Source organism: Pontibaca methylaminivorans (assembly GCF_900156525.1).
GTDB lineage: Bacteria > Pseudomonadota > Alphaproteobacteria > Rhodobacterales > Rhodobacteraceae > Pontibaca > Pontibaca methylaminivorans.
On record NZ_FTPS01000001.1, the window covers coordinates 2,124,125 to 2,143,694 of the forward strand.

Here is a 19,570-nt window from a genome sequence, read left to right on the forward strand (position 1 = left end):
ATACGGTCGCGGGGCAGGGGGCTCGGATGGCGGGCTCAGATGGCCGAACTGTGCCCAGCCTTGCTGAGGTCATAGGCATCAAAGGCCCGCGCGATCACCCGTGTGAGCGGCCGCAGGCCCTGTGGGATCGAAAGCCCCTCCGGCCCATGCGAAAGATGACCGTCGAATTTCGCGTTCACCTGTGCGAACAGCGCGTCGAGCCTGTCGCGGGAGATGCCATAGCGGTTGCAGAGCTCCTCTGACGCGACCTCGAAATCGCACATCAGCGCCTCGATCACCCGCCCGCGCAGCCGGTCGTCCTCGCTGAACCGGTGCCCGCGCGTGGTGGAAAAGCCCCCGTCGCGGACCCGCGCCGCATGGGCCGAGGTCGCCGGCGCGTTCTGGGTATAGCCCTGCGGAAAGCGTGAGATCGACGAGGCGCCGACGCCGATCAGCACATCCGCCTGGTCGTCGGTATAGCCCTGAAAATTCCGCCGCAGCCGGCCCGTCTTCTGGGCGATGGTCAGCGGATCCGAAAAACTGGCGAAATGGTCGATGCCGATTTCGGCGTAATTGTCCCACATGAACAGCTTGCGCGCGGTCTCGAACAGTTCGAGCCGCTCTTCGGGGCTCGGCAGCGCGTCGGCCGGAATCAGTTGCTGGCGCTTGGCGACCCATGGCACATGCGCATAGCCGTAAAGCGCCACCCGGTCGGGATTGAGCGACAAGAGCTTCTGCACGCTTTCGGTGATCTTGCTGCGGCTCTGGTGGGGAAGGCCGAACAGGATATCGGTGTTCAGGCTGGTCACGCCACAGTCGCGAATCATCGCCACCGTATCGCGGGTCAGCTCATAGCTCTGCATCCGGCCGATGGATTTCTGGATCTCGGGGTCGAAATCCTGCACGCCGATCGAGGCCCGGTTGAGCCCGGCCGCCGCCAGCGCATCGAGGCGCGGGCGGTCGATCTCGTTCGGGTCGATCTCGACCGAGAATTCCCCGCCCTGACCGAGCGGGGCGACGTCATGAATCGCACCGGCAAGATCGGCGATCATCGCGGGTGAAAGCAGCGTCGGCGTGCCGCCGCCCCAATGCAGCCGCGACAGGGTGATTCCCTCGGGAAGCTGCCGTTTCAGCAGCGCAAGTTCGGCCTTCAGCACGTCGAGATAGGCCCGCACCGGCGCGTCGCTCTGGGTGCCTTGCGTGCGGCAGGCGCAGAACCAGCACAGACGGCGGCAAAAAGGGACATGGATATAAAGCGATATGGCCGATCCGGGCGGAATCCCGCGGATCCATTCCGCATGCTGCGTGTTCGTGATTGCATTTCCGAACTGCGGCGACGGAGGATAGCTCGTGTAGCGGGGAACCCGCGCGTCAAATAGCCCGAAGGCTGCCAATTGCGATTTGTCGAACATGATACTACATATTCCCAAGGACTGGGTGCCTGCCTTGACCTATATCAATCGAGGCCATGATGATGCAGACATCTCCCGCGATAACCACGAAATGCGTCGATTGCGCGATCCGTCACCGCGCGGTCTGTTCCCGTTGCGGGGGTGACGAACTCGCCCGGCTGGAAGAGATCAAGTATTACCGCCGCTACAATTCGGGCGAGACCATCACCATCGCCGGCGAGACCATGGATTTCGTCGGCTCTATCATCTCGGGTGTCGCCACCCTGACCCAGACCATGGAGGACGGGCGCACGCAGATGGTGGGCCTGCTCCTGCCGAGCGATTTCGTCGGACGTCCGGGCCGAAGCAGCGCCGTCTATGACGTGGTGGCGGTGAGCGATGTGGTGATGTGCTGTTTCCGCCGCATCCCGTTCGAGAACCTGCTCGGCGCAACCCCGGCGGTGGCGGGGCGGCTGCTCGAGATGACGCTCGACGAGCTCGATTCCGCGCGCGAATGGATGCTGGTCCTCGGGCGCAAGACGGCGCGGGAAAAGATCGCGAGCCTTCTTGTCATCATCGCCCGGCGCGCCGGTTCGCCCTGCACCGAATCCTCTCCGGGCAACATATGGTTCAATCTGCCGCTCACGCGCGATGCCATGTCCGATTACCTCGGGCTGACGCTCGAGACCGTGAGCCGGCAGATGTCGGCGCTGCGCCGCGACGGCGTGATCCGGCTCGAGGGGAACCGCCACGTGGTCATCCCCGACATGCGCCGCCTGATGGAAGAGGCGGGTGACGATGCCGACGGGGGGCTTCCGGGATAAGGCGCCCGCCCCCGGCCGTCGCTGGCATCGTCCCGTTCAGCGGCTCAGCGGGCTCAGCGGGCCATGAACACCGGCACCTGCGCCGCTTCGAGCATGTTGCGCGTGGCCCCGCCCAGAATCGCCTCGCGGAAGCGGGAGTGCCCATAGGCGCCCATCACGATCATTTCCGCGCCCGTGTCCATGGCATGGCGGTTCAGGATGTCGGAGACCTGCGGGCGCGTCTTTCCCAGCACGTCGATGGTGCAGTTCACGCCGTGGCGCGCCAGCATCTGCCCGAGCATGCTGCCCGGCTCCGACCGCTCGATTCGCCGCTCCGGCGGGCCGATGATGGCGATATGCACGGTCTGCGCCGCTTTCAGAAAGGGCAGGGCGCGGCGAATCGCGGTCATCGCCTCGGCGCTTTCGTTCCAGGCGACCATGATCCGTTCCGGGACGGGCGGGAACGCGCCCTGATCCGGCACCACCAGAACCGGTGCGTCACCCTCGAACATCGCCGCCTCGACCGCAACCTCAAGCTCGCCGCCCCGGTCCTCGCCATAGGGGCGCGGCAGCAGCACGAGGTCGCAAAACCGCGCCTTCTGCGCCACCTGCCGGTTGAGATCGGCGATCTGCGTCAACTGCTCGTCCATCGACCAGCGAATCTCCGAGCGTTCCAGCAGGCCGCGTGCGAAACCGGCATTCTCGACAAGCTCGGTCCGCGCCTGGGCCAGCGATTCCTGGATGATGATCGCATTGGCGCCCTCGTAGAAATAGCTGGTCTGGGTGCGGTCCACGCCGAGGCAGAGCGCGTTCAGATGGGCATCCAGGGTCTTGCTGAGGGCAATGGCATGTTCGAGCGTCCGCCTGGCGATGGTGCGGTCGGTCAGAATGGTCAGAAGCGAGCGATACGCCATTTGTAACCTCCAATCGGCTGTTCCGCGTCGGGGTTCCCGGCGACAGGGTGTCTGTCCACGCGGCGATTGTCCTGCCGCCCGGCCCGCCGGTCAAGCCCGTCTGCCGGCCGCGGCGCGCGCCTGCCCGTTCTCACCCCATGCTGCTGCCGGGGCTGCGGATGCGGGTGCGGGCCGCGTCGCTGCGCATGCTCCAGAGCGCGATCCAGACCCAGCTGGCCAGGTAGACCGCGCCGATGAGCAGGACCAGGGCGCCCGGAATCGGGCCGATATCCGCCCGCAGGAGCAGTTCCTCCGCGGTGCGGACCGGGAAGGGATGCACCACCAGCTTGCCGACATAGGCCAGCGTCTGGATCAGCAGGATCCAGAGATAATTGCGCCGGATGCGCCGCCCGATCGCCGCCAGGGAGCTTACGTGATAAGCCGGAAATTCGTAATCCCCCGCCAGCGTTCGCTGCCAGTTCTCCTCGAGCCGCAGATCGCCGTCGCGCAGCAGCGGCACGTAGAAATTGACCTCCATCCATCGCGCCCGCGCCCGCCAGACGTTGAAATAGCGATAGCGCCGCGCTTCGAGCATCAGGAACAGGATGATCAGGATCCCGACCAGAACGAGCGGCAGCGGCGAGGCATCGGGCGACGCATAGGAGATCGAAAGCGCCACCCCGAGCGTCACCACCGCCCAGTTGGTGGTGTTGTCGAGCCGGGTGCGCCACATGGTGCTGCGATAGACTTCGCCGCGATAAAGATGCGCGATGGCGCCGATCTCGGCCCCGTTCAGTTCCCGGTGCTGCCCGCCTGTCTCGGTAATGACACAAATCCTTTCGCTTCCGCCCCACTATGCACCGGTCTTGACTTTGGTCAAAGAAAGCCTGCGACAAATGGTAACTAGTGACGCAAGGAAGTGGACATCGTGCCACGTCCATGCGCCCGCTGCGCCGGCAGGATCGCATCGCGGGCGCGGCGGTGTCGGCTGTCTGAAAAGGTTTGATGTTTCCCCAGTGCCGGCACCGCCAATCTCGCGGCCCCGGCGCGGGCACATGGCACCGCGGCGCGAGGCGGCGCAGAGCTTGGCTGCGGCAATAATCACCTTGATCGCAAGGCGCGCGAGGCCCATGTCTGCTGCACGACTGTCCGGAACGGAGAACGGCATGCAGTTTCTGGCCTGGCTTATTCCGATTTCGCTGCTGATGGGCTCGGTCGGCCTCGTCGCCTTCATCTACTCCGTGCGCAGCAACCAGTATGACGACCCCGAGGGGGACGCCCGCCGCATCCTTACGGATGAATGGGACGATCGCCCCTGACGGTGCTTCCCGCGGCGCATCGTCTCATCTTCTTCTGGCAGAAATATCCCGGGGAGCGCGAGGGGCAGCGCCCCTCGTCCCCGATTCCCTCCACCATGCCCGGCCATGCCGCCGTGGCTTCGGCGGTCAATGGGCCGGTACGGTCACCGGGTCGAGCAACGTGCGCCCGCCGTCCAGGGTCAGAACCTGCCCGGTCATGAAACGCGCCGCGTCCGAGGCGAGAAACTGCACCGTGTCGGCCAGTTCATCGGGAGAGGCGATGCGGCCGAGCGGCGTGTGCTGCTCGATATCCTGCCGATATCCGCTTTCGGCCTTCAGCGCCTCCTGCAGCGAGGCGCTCATGACCGAGCCGAAGGCGACCGCGTTCACCCGGATGCGATGCGGCGCCAGCGCGACCGCCAGCGACCGCGTCATCTGGTCGAGCGCGGCCGAACTGATCGAATAGCCCAGCATCTCGGGGTGGGTGCGCCGCGCCGCGATCGAGCTCAGGTTGACGATTGCCCCGATCTGCGTCCGGTCATCGGTCCCGTTGTCCTGTGCATGGCGGATCATGCGCCGCGCCGCCATCTGGCTGAGGCGCAGCGTGGTCATCAGGTTCTGGTCGAGCAGGTCCGGGACCGACTCGTCATCCGGGTCGAGCGCATCGCTCGATGCCATCTGCCGCGCTCCGTTGATCAGTATGTCGATGCGGTCAAAGGCATCCACGGTCGCCGAAAGCAGATTCGCGGCCGCGAGCTTCTCGCGCAGGTCGCCGGCGAAATAGCGGACGTTCTCATGCTCTGCGGTCAGTTCGCCAAGCTCCTCCGCCAGGAGCTTCTCGTTCGCGTCGGTGAACATGACATTGGCGCCGGCGCGCATGAACTGGCGCGCGATGGCCAGCCCGATCCCGGTTGCCGCGCCGGTGACGATGGCCGTCTTGCCGCTGATGGAAAAGGACATCGCAGAACCTCCGAAAAATGTCCCCGCCGAGTCGCCCGGCCGGGGTTCAGCGGCGGCGGCGCGGGCTGCTGGCGTGAATCACCTTGAACCGGCGGTCGCCCCCTGCCTCCTGCACCCGCTGGAAGGCCCCTGCAAGCGCGGCCTCATAGGGAAGGTGCCGGTTCGCCACCATCCAGAGCTGCCCGGACGGGGCCAGAATCCGCGCCGCCGCGGCGATGAAGGCACGGCCGAGCTCCGGTTCCGCGGCGCGGCCGCTGTGGAACGGGGGGTTCATCACCACCGCATCGGGCCGGCTGTCCGGGCTCCATCGCCGCGCATCGGCCCAGTGAAATGCGCATCGCGCATCGCGCAGGTTGTCGCGCGCGCAGTCAAGCGCCAGATGGTCCGCCTCCACCAGGTCGAGCCGCTCAAGCCCCGGCAGCGCCAGGATGCTCGCGCCGAGATAGCCCCAGCCGGCGCCCAGATCGACCACGTGACGCCCGAGCCCGGCGGGGGGCAGGGCCGCGGCCAGCAGGTGCGAGGCCGGATCGACCTCGGCGGCGGAAAATACGCCGGGTGCGGTGACGAATCCCTCGACGCGCTCGGGCTGCTCCGGGGGGCCGGCAAGGGGCGTGTCCGGGCCGGGGGTGAACCAGAACAGCTTGCCATGGGCCTTGGCGACGGGTTCGCTCACCCCGACCTGCCGGCGCAGGGCCTTCAACATGCTGTCGATCCCGTCGCTCTTCGCGCCGTCGATCACCACCCATCCGCTGCTGCGCCGCGCGGCCTCGCCGACCAGAAGCCAGGCGCGCGCCTTGGCCCGCGGCAGGCATATGATCGCCATGCTGCAGGGTCGGTCGCTTTCGGGCCGGCAGTCAAAACCAAGCGCGGCAAAGCGATCATGGGCCGGCCGGAACGGGGTCACGACCTCGATCCGCTCCTGCGGCAGGACGGAGAGGTCCGCATCCTCGGGCGGCGACAACACGCTGATCCGCCCCGACTCGGGCAGGGAGAGCGCACCCGTCTCGAGCGCATGGCGCAGCCGGACGGTCATGGGCGGGCCGGGCGAAGGGGCATGGGCGACGTCAGTCCTCGCGCTCCATGGTGCATTGCAGCGGGTGCTGGTGGCGGCGGGCGAAATCCATGACCTGCCCGACCTTGGTCTCGGCGATCTCATGGGTAAAGACCCCGACCACGGCAAGACCCTGCTTGTGCACCGTCAGCATCATCTCGAAGGCATGGCCATGCGACATGCCGAAGAACCGCTCGAGCACATGCACGACGAATTCCATCGGCGTGAAATCGTCGTTCAGCAACAGGACCTTGTAAAGCGGCGGCCGGCGGGTGCGGGTGCGGGGCTCGAGCAGGGCCGTGCCGTCGGCATCGTCACCGCCGCCCGACATGCCTGTCGTCATCATGCCTGTCATCATCGTCTTTGACACGACCGATCCCCGATGCAGCATCACCCAAGCCTGGCCCTTCTGAGAAATCCGTTCCGGTTCCCTATATAACCCATGAGCAGGATTAGAAAAGAGGCTGCGCGGCGCAGGCCCGCCCGGAGCCGGAGCCCGTGCTGGTCGTGCGTCCCTTTGCCGCCCGCTCCCCCGTTCTCTGGGCCGCCGGCCGGATATGGCGGTACAGTTCTGGTGGCGCTGAAGGGGCTGGCCGCAACATCTGGTAGGTCGCGAGCAAAACAGGGTAAGAGCTTCAAAACCCGTATTTATTTTGCGGAAACCCTGTGTTAACCTGAGGCTCAATAAAGTGTCAGCCGGAAAACCGGCGACCAAGAGGCAGAGCAAGGGCAGTAATCGTGAAGGTTCGGCGCAGCAGTCCGGCCCGCTTGTGGCTGTATATCATCACCGCAATCTGGCTGCTTGTTCTCTTGCCGCTCAGCGCCATCGCTGCGCCCTATGCCGATTACGTGATGGACGCCCGCACCGGGCAGGTGCTGCATTCAAGCAACTCCGAAGCCCGCCTGCATCCGGCCTCGCTCACCAAGATGATGACCCTTTATATCGCCTTCGAGGCGATCGAGCATGGCGAGATTTCGCTCGACAAGCAGGTGACGATCTCGCGCAAGGCCGCGTCGGAGCCGCCGTCCAAGCTGGGGCTGAAGAGCGGGCAGCAGATCGCGCTCCGCTACCTGATCCGCGCTGCGGCGATCAAGTCGGCCAATGACGCCGCGACCGCCATCGGCGAGGCCATCAGCGGCTCCGAAGCCGCCTTTGCCGAGCGCATGAACCGCACCGCCCGGATGATGGGCATGACCCAGACCACCTTTCAGAACGCCCACGGGCTGACCCGGAGCGGGCACCTTTCAACCGCCCGCGACATGAGCATCCTGGGGCGGCACCTGATCTATGATTATCCGCAATATTACAACCTGTTCTCGCGCCGTACCGCCGATGCGGGCGTGGCGACGGTCAATCATACGAACCGCCGCCTGCTGTCGAGCTACAGCGGCGCGGACGGGATCAAGACCGGCTATACGGTCGCGGCCGGCTTCAACCTGACCGCATCGGCCGAGCGCGGCGGGAAGCGCATCATCGCCACCGTCTTCGGGGGGCGCTCGACCGCGACGCGCGATGCCAAGGTGGCCGAACTCCTTGATCTCGGCTTCCGCCGGGCGCCGGGCAGTGCCCCGCTGCAGAAACCCGGCCGGCCGGCCTATGTGGGCAATACGACCGGGGCAGGGGCCACGCGCGTGGCCGGCGCCGTCAGCCGGAGCCTGCGCCCGCAACCGCGCGCTGCAGATCAGAACGCCGTGCTGATGGCGGCCGCCGCTGCCGCCGCGGCGACGCAGGATGATGCGCTGATCAAGGCGGCGATTTCCGAAGGGCTCAACGCGGCAATGAATGACGGCGCCGCGCCCGAGACCGAGGTTGCCGATGCCGCGGCTGCTGCGCCGGATGTCCCGGATCTGCGCCCCTCGTCCCGGCCCGAGCAGCTGGTCCTCGCCGCGGCGGAACCTGCGGCCGAGGCCGTTGCCCCGCCGGAAGAGGAATTCGCCGAAGGCGATACCACGCTGGCCGACGAGGCGCAGGAGATCGTCACCCGCATCGCCAGCACGGGGAGCGATCAGCACTGGGGCATCAATGTCGGGCGCTACAACAGCCGTTACCAGGCCGAGAAAGTCCTGCTGCGCACGGCCCTGACCGAAATGGCGACGCTGGACGGCACCCGGCGCAAGGTGGTGCAGTCGTCGCAGGGCTTTGATGCGAATTTCATGGGCATGTCACGCGAAACGGCCGATCTCGCCTGCCGGCGCCTGCAGGCCCGCAACGTCTCCTGCTTCATGATCGGCCCGTCCTGATCTTTTCCTCCCGCCCGGCCCGCGCCGTTCGCCGCGTGGCAGAAGAGGAACGAAAATTACTCGGGGCCCGGTCAGATTACCCATTGCACTCCCCGGCGGAGCCCACTAGATAGAGCCCAAGCAATTGGCGCGGGGTGGAGCAGCCCGGTAGCTCGTCAGGCTCATAACCTGAAGGTCACAGGTTCAAATCCTGTCCCCGCAACCATTGAGACCGACAAACCCGCCGCACCAACGGCGGGTTTTGTCATTTTGCAAGCCTTCCCAATGGCTTGCCGATCCGTCCATTCGAGGATCGTGCGCAACTCGCCGTGCAGCGTCGCGAAAATCTCGCCCCGTTCCGGCCCCGGCGTCAGCACGATCTTCTCGATCAGCATCCGCAACGCCGCCGCCGCATGCGGCCGTTCGTCGGGCTTGGCGAGAACGGCGGTCAGCGCGGAAACCTTCTTCGCGTAGATCGCCGAAGCGCTCGGCAGCAGGTCCGGCGCATCCTCGGGAATATCGGCGAGCAGGCCGGTCAGCTCCGCCTTACGGGCTTCCAGCGCATCCATCTCGCCCTTCATGCTCGGATGGAACATGCCTTCCTTGATCGCCTCGATGATGCCCCTGATCTGCTTCTCGACCTTCACCAACTCGACCTTCCAGGCATCGCCGTTCGAGCGGCGTTCCCGGTTCAGCCGGTTCGTTTCCTCGGCATAGGCGCGCATCGCCTCGGCAGCCACTTCCGGCGCCATCATCCGTTCCTTCAGGCCGGCGAGAACGCGCCGCTCCAGATCTTCGCGCAGGATGGTGCGGCTGTTGGAGCAGGTGCCCTTGGTCACATGCGTCGAGCAGGCGAAACGATCCGAGCCACGGATGGAGAAGGGGCCACCGCAGCAGCCGCAGAAGATCAGGCCCGAGAGCAGGGTCTTGGGCCGATGGGTGCCGTTCAGGCGGTTCTTCTTGTGGTGCTTGCGCACACCCTCGGCGACATTGGCATATTTTGCCGAGGTCACGGCCTGTCGCGCCTTCACGGCCTGCCAGAGTTCGTCGTCGACGATGCGCAGATCGGGAACGTCCTTGACGATCCACTCCGATTCCGGGTTCAGCCGCGAGACGCGCTTGCCGGTCGACGGGTCTTTGAGATAACGCAGCCGGTTCCAGATCAGGCGGCCGATATAGAGTTCGTTGTTGAGGATGCCGGTGCCGCGCTTTGTGTGGCCATGGATGGTGGTGTCGTTCCAGAGCCGCCCCTCGGGGCCGGGCACGCCTTCCTCGTTCAGTGTCTTTGCGATGACGCGCGGGCTGACGCCGGCGACATAGTCGCGGAGAATGCGACGAATCACTTCCGCTTCGGCGGCGTCGATCTCGCGGTCGCCCCGGATCGGATCGCCGCGCGAGTCCAGCTTCTTGACCACCTTGTAGCCGTAGCAAAGCCCGCCGCCCGACTTGCCGTCCTCGACCCGGCCGCGCAGCCCGCGATGGGTCTTGGCCGCGAGGTCTTTGAGGAACAGCGCGTTCATCGTCCCCTTGAGGCCGACATGCAATTCGCTGATCTCGCCTTCGGCCAGCGTGACGATGGGCACGCCGGCGAACTTGAGGTGCTTATAGAAGGTAGCGACATCGGCCTGGTCGCGGCTGATGCGATCCAGCGCCTCGGCCAGCACCATGTCGAACTGTCCGGCCTGCGCGTCCTGCAACAGCATCTGGATGCCGGGACGCAGGATCATGCTCGCGCCCGAGATGCCCGCATCCTTGTAGGCGCCGACGACCTTCCAGCCTTCGCGTTTCGCCTGCTCGCGGCAGATGCGGAACTGGTCCTCAATGGACGCCTCGCGCTGATTGTCGGAGGAATAGCGGGCATAGAGGGCAACGCGGGTCATGGCAAACTCCTTCAGGCAACCTTGTCGAAGCGGCTGGGCCGGATCAGAACCTCGGCCGAGATGCCGAGATGGTCGTGCAATTGCCGGATCATCTCGATGGACAGGCCTCGCTTGCGGTTCAGCACATCCGCGACCCGGTTGCGCGGGCCGATCATCGGCTCCAGATCCTTGCGTGTCAGGCCTTGCTGCTCCATGCGGAACCGGATCGCCTCGATCGGGTCGGGCGGGTCCATCGGGTGCTGCTTCTCTTCATAGACCTCAATCAGCGTCGCCAGCACATCGAGCCGATCGCCGTCCGGCGTGCCGCTCTTCGCGCCCCAAAGCCGTTCCACTTCGGCAAGCGCCGCATCGTAATCCGCCTCGGTGCGGATGGGCTTCAATTCAGTCGCCATGTCTGACCTCCGTCACGTCGATCCTGTCATAAGCCTTGTGGGTGCCGATCCACTTGATCCAGACGATGGTCTTCTCGAAGTCGACCGCCACCAAGAGGCGATAGTCGTTGCCCTTGATGTTGAAGACGATGCGCTCGGCGCTGACGATGCTGGCGGTCGCATAGAGCCGCTTCACATCCGCCGAACTCTTCCAGTCCGCCTTGCTCACTTCGTCGAACCAGGCATCGAGCGCGGCTTTGACAGCCGGCTGGTCCTTCTGCCCCGCGAGGCTGTCGACGGACTGCCGCAAGGTGCGGCGGGCAATGATCCTCATAAGCCACCTATATCACGGGACCAAAATGGTCACAAGAAGAATATGCAAATGCCCCGGCGCGGGGGTCGCGGCGGGGCGATGACCGACCTGCCGGGCTCCGGTCGCTACCCGAGCAGGGCGTCCAGCGGCGTGAACCCGGCGTCCATCTCTGCACGCTCAACCGCGTCGATAACGACATCGACGGCTTCCGCCGTGCGGTGACGCCGTTTCGCGGCAGCCCGGAGCCAGTCATAGTGGTCGGCGGGCATCAGCACGAAGGCGCGGCGACCCTGCCGGGTGATCTCCACCGGCTCGCGTTGTGCCTGATGCAGAAATTCTTCGGGACTGCGCTGGAATATGACAGAATCGATAGTAGGCATGGCTGTATCCTGAACAAATCCGCTGCCCGGAACCATAGGCGTCACGCATCCCCGTCTGCCGGGTGCTTCTTCTGCGCCTTGCGTTCGCGCGCGATCTTGCGCTCGAACTGCTCGCGGGCGATCTGGCGGCCGATCAGCCGGGCGAGGGACCGGATGGCTGCATCGGCGCGCGCGGGATCGTTCCGGCCCGTTTCCGGTCCTATCACCTTGATACTGATCCTGTCACGTTTGAGCGCCATCGTCTCCAGAAATCCCATGCCCGGGAGGGGCAGGGACCATCGAAGAACCGCTCACGCCTGAAAGAAAAGGCCCGGAGCGCAGCCGTGCGGCATATGGGATACTGTAGCGTATAATAGGGATGGTCTGTAATCGGGGGAGCATCGTGGGATGGAGATCGACAAGACCAGGATCGACGGTGCGATTCTTGTGATGCCGCTTAAGCTTCGCAGACCGGCAGCATGTCCCGCGAAGACGTGCAGTCTGTCGCTCCGGCACTTGAGCATTACGCGACGGACACGGTGGCGAACGGCCTCTGGCAGCGCCCCGGCCTTGCGCCGCGGGATCGCAGCATCATCACCGTGGCGACCGTCATCGCGCGCAATCAGACCGTCTTGCTTCCTGAGCAATTGCAGCTCGCCCTCGACAACGGCGTGAAGCCGGCCGAGATTTCCGAGATCATCACCCATCTGGCTTTCTACGGCGGATGCCCTCGCTGCCGGGGTCCCGAGCGGCATCTTGGCGGTCGCCGACAACGGCGGATGCAGCCCGACCGATGTTATCCAGTCACCGGCCGATCTGCAGCGGCGGCAGGGTGCCGGACATCAGCGCCGAGACCGCCCGGATAAAGGGGCGCGTGGGCTCGTCGGGGCTGGTGGCGCGCAGAACCGCGGCGCAGCCCGAGGGGGTTTCCACGTGCCCGGTCCCGGTCGTTCCCGCGGCGGTCGCGTCCATCGCCTGCCACAGTTTCTCCGCGCGTGCGGCGGCGGCCTGCGCCGTCGGGCAAGCTCGCGCTTGTGCTCTTCCATGATCCTGGCGCCCTCGGCCCGGGCGCGTGCCTCGGCCTGGGGAGACATCTCGCCGGAATCCGGTCTGGATGCAGAGGGCTTGCCGGTTCCGCCCGGATCGGCGCCTTGCTGCTGATGCAGCCGCAGGTTGTGTTCGCGCATCGTGTCGAGGTGGATGCCCAGATAATCCTGCGTCGAAGCCGGGCCGGCGGTGGCCAGGGCGCCCAGCAGGATCAGGGCGCAACCGGATCGTCCCGTCGCATTGCCGAGCAACGTCATGACAGCGGGCCTTTCAATCGAGCGCGCCGCCGGACGTGGCCTGAAACGGCTGTCGCGGGTCAGGACAGGCAGGGCAGGACAGGGCGGAGAACGGTGCGCATCCTCAGCCCCCCGGCTGCGGCAGAGGCGCACCGGCCAGCGCCCCGATCTGCGCCGCGCGCAGCGTGGAAAGCCCCTGCAGGAACGCCTTGGCGGCCTCGTTGCCATAGACGCGGTGGCTGATGCCGAACATCAACACCCCGGGGCCGCCCGCGGCCTCGGCCAGGGGCGCATAGCGATAGGCGTTCCATTCGACGATGTATTCCCCCGCCTCGTCCTTGCTGCTGACGATGAAATCCAGCAGCGCCTCGCCCGTGTCCTCGTTCTGGATGACATCCATGTTGACCAGCGGGTCGGTCGCCTTGCGCCGGGTCAGCATCTCGGTCTGCGCCCGCACCGCATCCATTACCCCGGCGCCGCCCGAGACCGTCTCCACCAGCAGCATCCGGCTGTAGCTGTCCGTGGTTTCGCCTGCCGGCAGGTATTCCTGCTTGATGTAATTGTCCGCCGGGCGCGAGGACCAGGCCAGGGCATAGCTGTCGCCCCCCAGCGAGATCGGGCCGGGCAGGCCCAGATGATCCGTCGTCTGCGCCTGCACGGGTGCAAGCCAGAGCACGGCGGCCAGCGCGGCCGCAAGGCGGCGCAGCGGTGTGGGGATGGTCATGGGTAAGCTTCTCCTTGCGGCATAGGTCAGCGGTTTTCCAGCCCGTTGGCGGTGCGCTCGCGGCGGATCTCGTCGCGGCTGGCGTCGACCCGGGAGATCAGCCGGGCCAGTCCCTCCCGCACCCCGGCCAGTTCGGCGGCATGGTCGGTGCTGGAAGTGATATTGTTTTTGGTCGCGGCGTCCCAGTCCAGCGCCCAGCGCATCGCCGCGATCCATTCATCGGGGTCGCCGGCGATATATTCGTTCACCGGTCGGCCGACCTGTTCCGTCAGCGCCGAAAACAGGATGCGGTCGCTGGCGCGCGCATCCGGCACCGCCAGCAGGAAGCGATAGCGCAACTGGCCCGCATACATCCAGTTCGCCGCTTCCTGCCCCTTGCCTTCGGCCAACAGCCGGCCGGCAAGCACATAAAGCGCCGAAGGATGAAGCGACCCCGCTTGCTCGACGATCTGCGCCGAGGGCATGTTTTCGATGTTCGATCCACCCCCGGCGTGGCCCGCGGGCAGCAACCCGCAGGACAGCAACAGCGCGGCGACAAGGGTTTTCATGGCCTGGTTTCCCACTTCGTTAACCTTGTAACGCGCAAGCGGCGCGAAATCTTGGGCGGCGCCGCAAAAATTCCTGCCGCGCTCCTTGCGGCACCGCAGCGGCGTCTGGCCCCAACCAAGACCCGGAAAGAGATTCCCGGGTGATGCGTGGAAGCTACAGTGCAAGACCCCGCACCCGTAAGGGCCGTTGGATTGCATTTGCGATTGCAGCTTCTGGCATGGAAGATGGAAGGACGCCTGCGTCAGAGGATGGAAGTGAGGGGTTCAATTCATGACGGCCAGCTGCCTGTTCTGCCGGATCGCTTCGGGTGAACTGCCCGCCCATCGCTTGTATGAGGACGACCATATTCTGGCCTTTCTCGATCTGCACCCGATCCGTGCCGGCCATGCGCTGGTCATTCCCAGGGCGCACCATGTCTGGTTCGAGGATTTGCCCGAGGATCTGGCGACACGGATCATGACCTGCGCGCAACGCCTGGCGCGGCGCATGAAGGCGATCTACGAGGTCGAGCGCGTGGCGATGTTCTTTACCGGCATCCATGTGCCCCATGCCCACGCCCATGTGGTCCCGATGCAGCACGTGCATGACGTCACCTCGCAGGCATATCTGTCGGCGGGGTCCGATGGTTATGCCCTGCCGCCGCAGCTTCCCGCCGCCGAGATGGAAGAGATTGCCCGGCAGTTGCGCAGGGGATAGGTGCCGTTCGGCGCCTTTGGCGGAAGGGCGCCAACCCATGCGTGTCTTGCCGCGGTCCCGGTGCGGCGGGCGCGCCCAGACTGGCGGTCGCTGATCATGAATCACTCCATACTGGCGGGATTGGCCGCCGGAGCCCTCTGGGGGCTGACCTTCATAGCGCCGAACTTCATCGGTGCCGCATCCGCGGGGGAACTGGTGATCGTCCGCTACGGCGCCTACGGGTTCTGCTCGGTGTTTTACCTGTGGTGGATCGGCTTCAATCCATTCCGGGCCTTGCGGCGTGGCGACTGGATCCGCCTGATTGCCTTCGGGGCTCTGGGCAACTCGCTGTATTACCTGTTGATGGCGATGTCGGTGCGTGCCGGAGGGGCGGCCCTGACCGCGTTGATCATCGGGACGCTGCCGGTCCTGTTCGCCGTGGTCGGGAACCTGCAGCGGCCCGTAATCGGCTGGCCCGGCCTGATGCTTGCCCTTGGTCCGATCGGTGCGGGGATCGCGCTTCTGGCGGCCGGGGATACCGAAGGCGCCACGCTCGTGTTTTCGCCACTGGGGGCCGGGCTTGCCCTCGCCGCCGTGGCGAGCTGGCTGATCTACGGCCTGACCAACGCGCGCTACATGGCGTCGAACACGGCAAGATCGCCGCTGCTCTGGGCTGCGCTGGTGGGCGTCGGCACGATGGTGACGCTGCCGGTCCTCGCCGCCGGGGCGATGCTGCGCGAGGGGGTTCTTTTCGGCCTGGGGGTCGACGCCTATGGCCCGCTGCTGTTCTGGGGCCTCGTGCTGGGCACGGTGTCGTCCTGGCTGGCGACATGGCTCTGGAATATCGCCAGCGCGGGCGTGCCCCCCGTCGTCCTTGGCTATCTCATCGTGTCCGAGACGGTCTTTGCCCTGATCTATGCCTTTGTGCTCGACGGGCGCTTGCCGGGGCTGCTTGAACTGTCCAGCGCCGCGCTGCTTGTCGGCGGTGTTCTCGTCGGGATCAATCTGACAAGGCGGGCCCGCGATCCGGCCGCGGCCCCGTGAGAGGGCCGACCGCCCTTCGCGGCGGCCCGGTGCCTTGCGGGCCTCAACTTTCATCCAGCAGCCAGTCATACGCAAGCCGCGCCCGTTCTGACGCATGGGGATGCAGCCGGACGTAGAAATCCTCGCCCGGTTCCACCTGGTCGGGCAGCAGCGGGACCAGTTCCCCCGCGTCGAGCAGCCGGCGCGTCAGACCGACCCAGCCCAGGACCGCGCCCATGTCGTCGCGCGCGGCCTGCAGGGCGATCACGTAGTTGTTCACGCGGTGACTGTGCTGCACCTGCCCGCCATAGCCGATTGCCGCGAACCAGTCCTGCCAGCCGGTCCAGCCGGCGACGGCCGTGTCGAAGTGGATCAGCGGCAACCGCGCGAGATCAGCCGGCCGCTCGACCGGATGCGCCCGGGCAAAGCGGGGGCTGCCAAGCGCCATGATCCGGTCGTTGAACAGGACCGCACAGGTATCGGACTCCCGGTCAGGAGGGCCGTAACGGATGCTGAGGTCGCAATCCGCCGGGACATGGTCGGTGTCGCTGACGATCTGGGCCACCGAGATATCGCCGTGCAGCTTCCAGAACTGCGCCAGCTTCGGCGTAAGCCAGAGCGAACTGACAGCCGTCGTGACCCGGATCGTGACCGAGGCGCGGTGAACCCGCTGCCGCAGCTGATCCACGGCACCGCCCATCGCCTCGAAGCCGCGTTGCAGCGCGACCAGCAGATAGGCGCCGGTTTCCGTCAGTTGCACCCCGCGGTGATGACGGTGGAACAGGGCGCAGCGCAGATCGGCTTCGAGCGCCTTGACCTGATGGCTGACAGCCGAAGGAGTGACGTTCAACTCGCGCGCCGCCGCCTTGAAGCTCACGTGCCGGGCGGCCGCCTCGAAGGCGATGAGCGCGCTCATCGGCGGAAGGTCATAGGGGCGCCTGGACAAGTGATCCTCACTTTTCGGGCCGGAATATGCGCCCTTTGCTCAACGGGACCGGGGCACAGTCTTCCCTTAACATGAATTCAGCTAACCCTGCATGAAATATTTGGCAGTTGCCCCAGCGGCCGGGACGGGGAACCGTGGTCATATCACCGGCGCCGGCCCGCCCGCGCCGGATCACCCCCGGGCGCAGGAGGCCAATGCAATGTCAGGGATCAGGACGTTAGGGATCAAGACCGCAAAAGCACCTGGCCGCCGGTCCCGCCGGGGCCGCGCAGGCGGTGCGGGCCGCAGCGCGCCGCGGCAGAACGCGCACCTGCACGTGCCCTTCATCACCCGCAAGATACCGACTTATGACCTGCTGAACGACGAGGCGCTGGCGCGCATCGAACAGGCGGCCGACCGCATTCTGGCCGAAATCGGGATCGAGCTGCGCGAGGACGCCGAGGCAATGCGGCTTTACCGCGAGGCGGGCGCGACGGTGACGCCGGTGAGCGATGCCGCATGGAACATCCGGTTCGAGCCGGGAATGCTGCGCGAGATCCTGAAAACCGCACCGGCGCGGTTCACCCAGCATGCGCGCAACCCGGCCAACAATGTCGAGATCGGCGGCGATGCGGTGGTCTTTGCGCCCGCCTACGGATCGCCCTTCGTGATGGACCTGGACAAGGGGCGCCGCTACGGCACCATCGCCGATTTCGAGAACCTGGTGAAGCTGGCGCAATCCTCGCCCTGGCTGCACCATTCCGGCGGCACGATCTGCGAGCCGACCGACATCGCGGTGAACAAGCGGCATCTGGACATGGTTCACGCGCATATGCGCTATTCCGACCGCGCCTTCCTTGGCTCGATCACCGCACCCGACCGCGCTGCCGACAGTATCGAGATGTGCCGCATCCTGTTCGGTGCGCAATTCGTGGATGAGAACTGCGTCATCATGGGCAATTTCAACACCACCTCGCCGCTGGTGCTGGACGGTGTGACGACGGCGGGCATCCGCACCTATGCCGCGGCGGGACAGGGCTCGATCCATCTGCCGTTCCTGCTGGGCGGCGCGGTGTCGCCGCTGACCATGGCCGGATCGGTGGCGCAATGCCTGGCGGAATCGATGGCCTCCTGCGCGCTGACGCAGCTTGTGCGGCCCGGCGCGCCGGCGGTGCTGGCGGGATTCCTGTCCTCGATGTCGCTGCGCTCGGGCTCGCCCACCTTCGGCACGCCGGAACCGGCGCTCGGTTCGCTGGTGATGGGGCAGCTTGCGCGGCGGCTGAACCTGCCGCTGCGCTGTGCGGGCAATTTCAGCACCTCCAAGCGGCCCGACGGGCAGGCGATGCAGCAAAGCATGATGTCGATGATGTCGGCGATCCAGGGCGGCGCGAACTACATCCTGCACACCGCCGGTTTCCTGGATGGCCTCCTGTCCATGTCCTACGAGAAATTCGTGATGGATTGCGACATGGCGGGCGCATTGCATGCCTATCTGAACGGGATCGAGGTGACAGAGGACACGCTGGGCGTCGAGGCGCTGGCGCAGAACGGGCCGGGCGAGCACCTGTTCGGAACGGATCACACGCTGCGCCACTATCAGACCGCCTATTGGGACAGCGGTCTCAATGACGATCAGCCCTTTGAAACCTGGGACGAGCAGGGCGGCATCGACCACGCGCAACGCGCCAATGCGCGGTGGAAAGAGATCCTGGCCGGCTACGAGGCGCCCCCGATGGACGAGTCGACCGGCGAGGCGCTGAACGATTTCATCGCCCGGCGGAAGGCCTCGATGCCCGATGCGTGGTACTGAGGAATGGCGCCTCTTCCCGGCCATGCGCTCCGGCGATGGATCGCGGGGCGGAGGGCATTGCTGCAACGCCGCTGCGCCCGGCTGGATCGGGACGGAGCAGAACACCCGCATGATCGACGCCGCTGGCGATCCGCAGGCGTTCCGGGCGAATCCCGGCCGCAGGGAAGCCCCCGAAGAGGTCGTGGCGCTGGTCGCCTTCCTCGCCGCCGAGGAGAGCGGCCGGCCCGGCCCGGCCCCATCACGCCGCGCCGTCCCGGCGTGATTCCTCGCGATTCCCGCCGTCCGTGAAGGACACGCCCGTGATCTCGGCGCCCGCGATCAGTGCCTCGACATAATCGCGGCTGGCCTTCGCCCAACCGGCCTTTTCATGCGCCTCGCGCAGGCGCGGCCGCACGGCATCCAGCGGCAGAACCTCGCCCCGTGCGCGACCGTCGAGGCGGATGATGTGGATGCCATAGCGCGTCTCGACCAGCGACAGCGCGCCTTCTTCCATCGTGGCCAGCGCCGCCTCGAATTCCGGCACGGTGTCGCCCGAACTCAGTTGCCCGAGCAAACCGCCGGCGGTTTTCGAGGAACAGGCGCTGTGATGTGCGGCCAGCTCGGCAAAGCGGCGCGGCTGGGCCGTGATCTCGGCCAGAACCGCCTCGGCATTGGTGTGCGCCTGGTCCCGCGCCCCGGCGTCTCCGGGCGTCGCGGCGAACAGGATATGCGCCGCTTCATAAAGCGAGGGCGCGCGGAACTGGTCGGGATGGGCGTCGTAATAGGCGGCAAGCGCGGCGTCGTCGGCGGGCTCGGGGCGGATCGCCTGTTCCAGCAGGGCGCGGATCGCGGCCTCGTCGTCGGTCTCCCACTGGCCCGGCGCGAGTTCGGTCGGGCAGGGGGCAATGCCCCGGGCGCGTGCCTCTTGCAGCAGCAGCTCGCGCAGGGCCAGCGCACGGGCGGCGGCGCGCCAGGCATGGCCGGGCTTGCCCTTGGGCGCGGGGTGGTTCTGCGCCTCGGCCGCGATGCGGCCGGGGTCGATGGTCGTGCCGTTGACGGTGACGGGGGGCAAAAGCGGTTTCAT

The 19,570-nt window shown here is 66.3% G+C and carries 24 protein-coding genes and 1 tRNA gene; 9 read left to right on the top strand and 16 right to left on the bottom strand.

The window, feature by feature from the left end:
* Nucleotides 1–35 precede the first annotated feature (35 nt).
* A complete protein-coding gene (gene hemN, locus B0B01_RS10325; RefSeq protein WP_076649781.1) occupies nt 36–1,391 on the bottom strand; it encodes an oxygen-independent coproporphyrinogen III oxidase in 1,356 nt (451 codons plus the stop codon).
* 62 nt (nt 1,392–1,453) lie between these two features.
* Here hemN and fnrL point away from each other — a divergent pair, with 62 nt between their 5' ends.
* Nucleotides 1,454–2,194, top strand: a complete 741-nt coding sequence (gene fnrL / locus B0B01_RS10330) for a transcriptional regulator FnrL (protein ID WP_407675274.1) — start codon at nt 1,454–1,456, stop codon at nt 2,192–2,194.
* Between the two features lie 53 nt (nt 2,195–2,247).
* On the opposite strand, the gene B0B01_RS10335 is transcribed toward fnrL, so the two are convergent.
* A complete protein-coding gene (locus B0B01_RS10335) occupies nt 2,248–3,087 on the bottom strand; it encodes a universal stress protein (protein ID WP_076649783.1) in 840 nt (279 codons plus the stop codon).
* Between the two features lie 130 nt (nt 3,088–3,217).
* Nucleotides 3,218–3,901 (bottom strand): DUF2270 domain-containing protein, encoded by a 684-nt coding sequence (locus B0B01_RS10340; protein WP_234967783.1) that lies wholly within the window; start codon nt 3,899–3,901, stop codon nt 3,218–3,220.
* A 331-nt stretch (nt 3,902–4,232) separates the two neighbouring features.
* On the opposite strand from B0B01_RS10340, the gene ccoS reads away from it, so the two are divergent.
* On the top strand, nt 4,233–4,385 hold the full coding sequence (gene ccoS / locus B0B01_RS10345) for a cbb3-type cytochrome oxidase assembly protein CcoS (protein WP_076649785.1): 153 nt from the start codon (nt 4,233–4,235) through the stop codon (nt 4,383–4,385).
* A 126-nt stretch (nt 4,386–4,511) separates the two neighbouring features.
* On the opposite strand, the gene B0B01_RS10350 is transcribed toward ccoS, so the two are convergent.
* From B0B01_RS10350 to clpS, 3 genes are read right to left on the bottom strand one after another with little or no spacing between them, the layout of a single operon-like run.
* The gene (locus B0B01_RS10350) at nt 4,512–5,324 is read right to left on the bottom strand and encodes an SDR family NAD(P)-dependent oxidoreductase (RefSeq protein WP_076649786.1); all 813 of its coding nucleotides are present in this window, start codon (nt 5,322–5,324) and stop codon (nt 4,512–4,514) included.
* Nucleotides 5,325–5,370: 46 nt separating this feature from the next.
* Nucleotides 5,371–6,357: a class I SAM-dependent methyltransferase gene (locus B0B01_RS10355; protein ID WP_076649787.1), complete on the bottom strand. Its 987-nt coding sequence runs from the start codon at nt 6,355–6,357 to the stop codon at nt 5,371–5,373.
* Nucleotides 6,358–6,388: 31 nt separating this feature from the next.
* Nucleotides 6,389–6,706: an ATP-dependent Clp protease adapter ClpS gene (gene clpS, locus B0B01_RS10360; RefSeq protein ID WP_234967784.1), complete on the bottom strand. Its 318-nt coding sequence runs from the start codon at nt 6,704–6,706 to the stop codon at nt 6,389–6,391.
* A gap of 407 nt (nt 6,707–7,113) precedes the next feature.
* On the opposite strand from clpS, the gene B0B01_RS10365 reads away from it, so the two are divergent.
* Complete coding sequence (locus B0B01_RS10365) at nt 7,114–8,616, top strand: D-alanyl-D-alanine carboxypeptidase family protein (RefSeq protein ID WP_076649788.1); 1,503 nt, start codon at nt 7,114–7,116, stop codon at nt 8,614–8,616.
* 128 nt (nt 8,617–8,744) lie between these two features.
* A tRNA-Met gene (locus tag B0B01_RS10370) sits at nt 8,745–8,821 on the top strand.
* Here B0B01_RS10370 and B0B01_RS10375 read toward each other — a convergent pair.
* From B0B01_RS10375 to B0B01_RS10395, 5 genes are all read right to left on the bottom strand, one after another.
* A complete protein-coding gene (locus B0B01_RS10375; protein WP_076650184.1) occupies nt 8,778–10,475 on the bottom strand; it encodes a recombinase family protein in 1,698 nt (565 codons plus the stop codon). The genes B0B01_RS10370 and B0B01_RS10375 overlap by 44 nt on opposite strands.
* Nucleotides 10,476–10,486: 11 nt before the next feature.
* Complete coding sequence (locus B0B01_RS13555; RefSeq protein ID WP_076649789.1) at nt 10,487–10,867, bottom strand: helix-turn-helix domain-containing protein; 381 nt, start codon at nt 10,865–10,867, stop codon at nt 10,487–10,489.
* Nucleotides 10,857–11,156 carry a type II toxin-antitoxin system HigB family toxin gene (locus B0B01_RS10385; protein WP_234967753.1) on the bottom strand — a complete coding sequence of 100 codons (300 nt, stop codon included), beginning with the start codon at nt 11,154–11,156 and terminating at the stop codon, nt 10,857–10,859. Before B0B01_RS10385 ends, B0B01_RS13555 begins: the two co-directional genes overlap by 11 nt.
* A gap of 128 nt (nt 11,157–11,284) precedes the next feature.
* Nucleotides 11,285–11,539, bottom strand: a complete 255-nt coding sequence (locus tag B0B01_RS10390) for a type II toxin-antitoxin system prevent-host-death family antitoxin (RefSeq protein WP_076649791.1) — start codon at nt 11,537–11,539, stop codon at nt 11,285–11,287.
* A 41-nt stretch (nt 11,540–11,580) separates the two neighbouring features.
* On the bottom strand, nt 11,581–11,778 hold the full coding sequence (locus B0B01_RS10395; protein WP_143733044.1) for a hypothetical protein: 198 nt from the start codon (nt 11,776–11,778) through the stop codon (nt 11,581–11,583).
* A gap of 219 nt (nt 11,779–11,997) precedes the next feature.
* On the opposite strand from B0B01_RS10395, the gene B0B01_RS13580 reads away from it, so the two are divergent.
* The gene (locus B0B01_RS13580) at nt 11,998–12,384 is read left to right on the top strand and encodes a carboxymuconolactone decarboxylase family protein (RefSeq protein WP_083946169.1); all 387 of its coding nucleotides are present in this window, start codon (nt 11,998–12,000) and stop codon (nt 12,382–12,384) included.
* On the opposite strand, the gene B0B01_RS13285 is transcribed toward B0B01_RS13580, so the two are convergent.
* The 3 genes from B0B01_RS13285 to B0B01_RS10410 form a co-directional block, all read right to left on the bottom strand.
* Nucleotides 12,323–12,490, bottom strand: a complete 168-nt coding sequence (locus B0B01_RS13285) for a hypothetical protein (protein WP_200805448.1) — start codon at nt 12,488–12,490, stop codon at nt 12,323–12,325. The two genes, B0B01_RS13580 and B0B01_RS13285, sit on opposite strands and share 62 nt — an antisense overlap.
* 435 nt (nt 12,491–12,925) lie before the next feature.
* Nucleotides 12,926–13,525 carry an SNARE domain-containing protein gene (locus tag B0B01_RS10405; protein ID WP_076649793.1) on the bottom strand — a complete coding sequence of 200 codons (600 nt, stop codon included), beginning with the start codon at nt 13,523–13,525 and terminating at the stop codon, nt 12,926–12,928.
* 26 nt (nt 13,526–13,551) lie between these two features.
* The gene (locus tag B0B01_RS10410) at nt 13,552–14,073 is read right to left on the bottom strand and encodes a hypothetical protein (protein WP_076649794.1); all 522 of its coding nucleotides are present in this window, start codon (nt 14,071–14,073) and stop codon (nt 13,552–13,554) included.
* A gap of 271 nt (nt 14,074–14,344) precedes the next feature.
* On the opposite strand from B0B01_RS10410, the gene B0B01_RS10415 reads away from it, so the two are divergent.
* On the top strand, nt 14,345–14,770 hold the full coding sequence (locus tag B0B01_RS10415; protein WP_076649795.1) for an HIT family protein: 426 nt from the start codon (nt 14,345–14,347) through the stop codon (nt 14,768–14,770).
* A gap of 96 nt (nt 14,771–14,866) precedes the next feature.
* Complete coding sequence (locus B0B01_RS10420; protein ID WP_143733045.1) at nt 14,867–15,793, top strand: DMT family transporter; 927 nt, start codon at nt 14,867–14,869, stop codon at nt 15,791–15,793.
* Nucleotides 15,794–15,836: 43 nt separating this feature from the next.
* Here the strand turns inward: B0B01_RS10420 and B0B01_RS10425 are convergent, their stop codons facing one another.
* On the bottom strand, nt 15,837–16,718 hold the full coding sequence (locus tag B0B01_RS10425) for a LysR substrate-binding domain-containing protein (RefSeq protein WP_234967754.1): 882 nt from the start codon (nt 16,716–16,718) through the stop codon (nt 15,837–15,839).
* Between the two features lie 199 nt (nt 16,719–16,917).
* On the opposite strand from B0B01_RS10425, the gene B0B01_RS10430 reads away from it, so the two are divergent.
* Together B0B01_RS10430 and B0B01_RS13185 are read left to right on the top strand one after the other, a co-directional pair.
* On the top strand, nt 16,918–18,507 hold the full coding sequence (locus B0B01_RS10430; RefSeq protein ID WP_076649798.1) for a trimethylamine methyltransferase family protein: 1,590 nt from the start codon (nt 16,918–16,920) through the stop codon (nt 18,505–18,507).
* Between the two features lie 109 nt (nt 18,508–18,616).
* Nucleotides 18,617–18,769, top strand: a complete 153-nt coding sequence (locus B0B01_RS13185) for a hypothetical protein (protein ID WP_159438972.1) — start codon at nt 18,617–18,619, stop codon at nt 18,767–18,769.
* Here B0B01_RS13185 and B0B01_RS10440 read toward each other — a convergent pair.
* On the bottom strand, nt 18,746–19,570 hold the full coding sequence (locus tag B0B01_RS10440) for a peptidylprolyl isomerase (protein ID WP_234967756.1): 825 nt from the start codon (nt 19,568–19,570) through the stop codon (nt 18,746–18,748). The two genes, B0B01_RS13185 and B0B01_RS10440, sit on opposite strands and share 24 nt — an antisense overlap.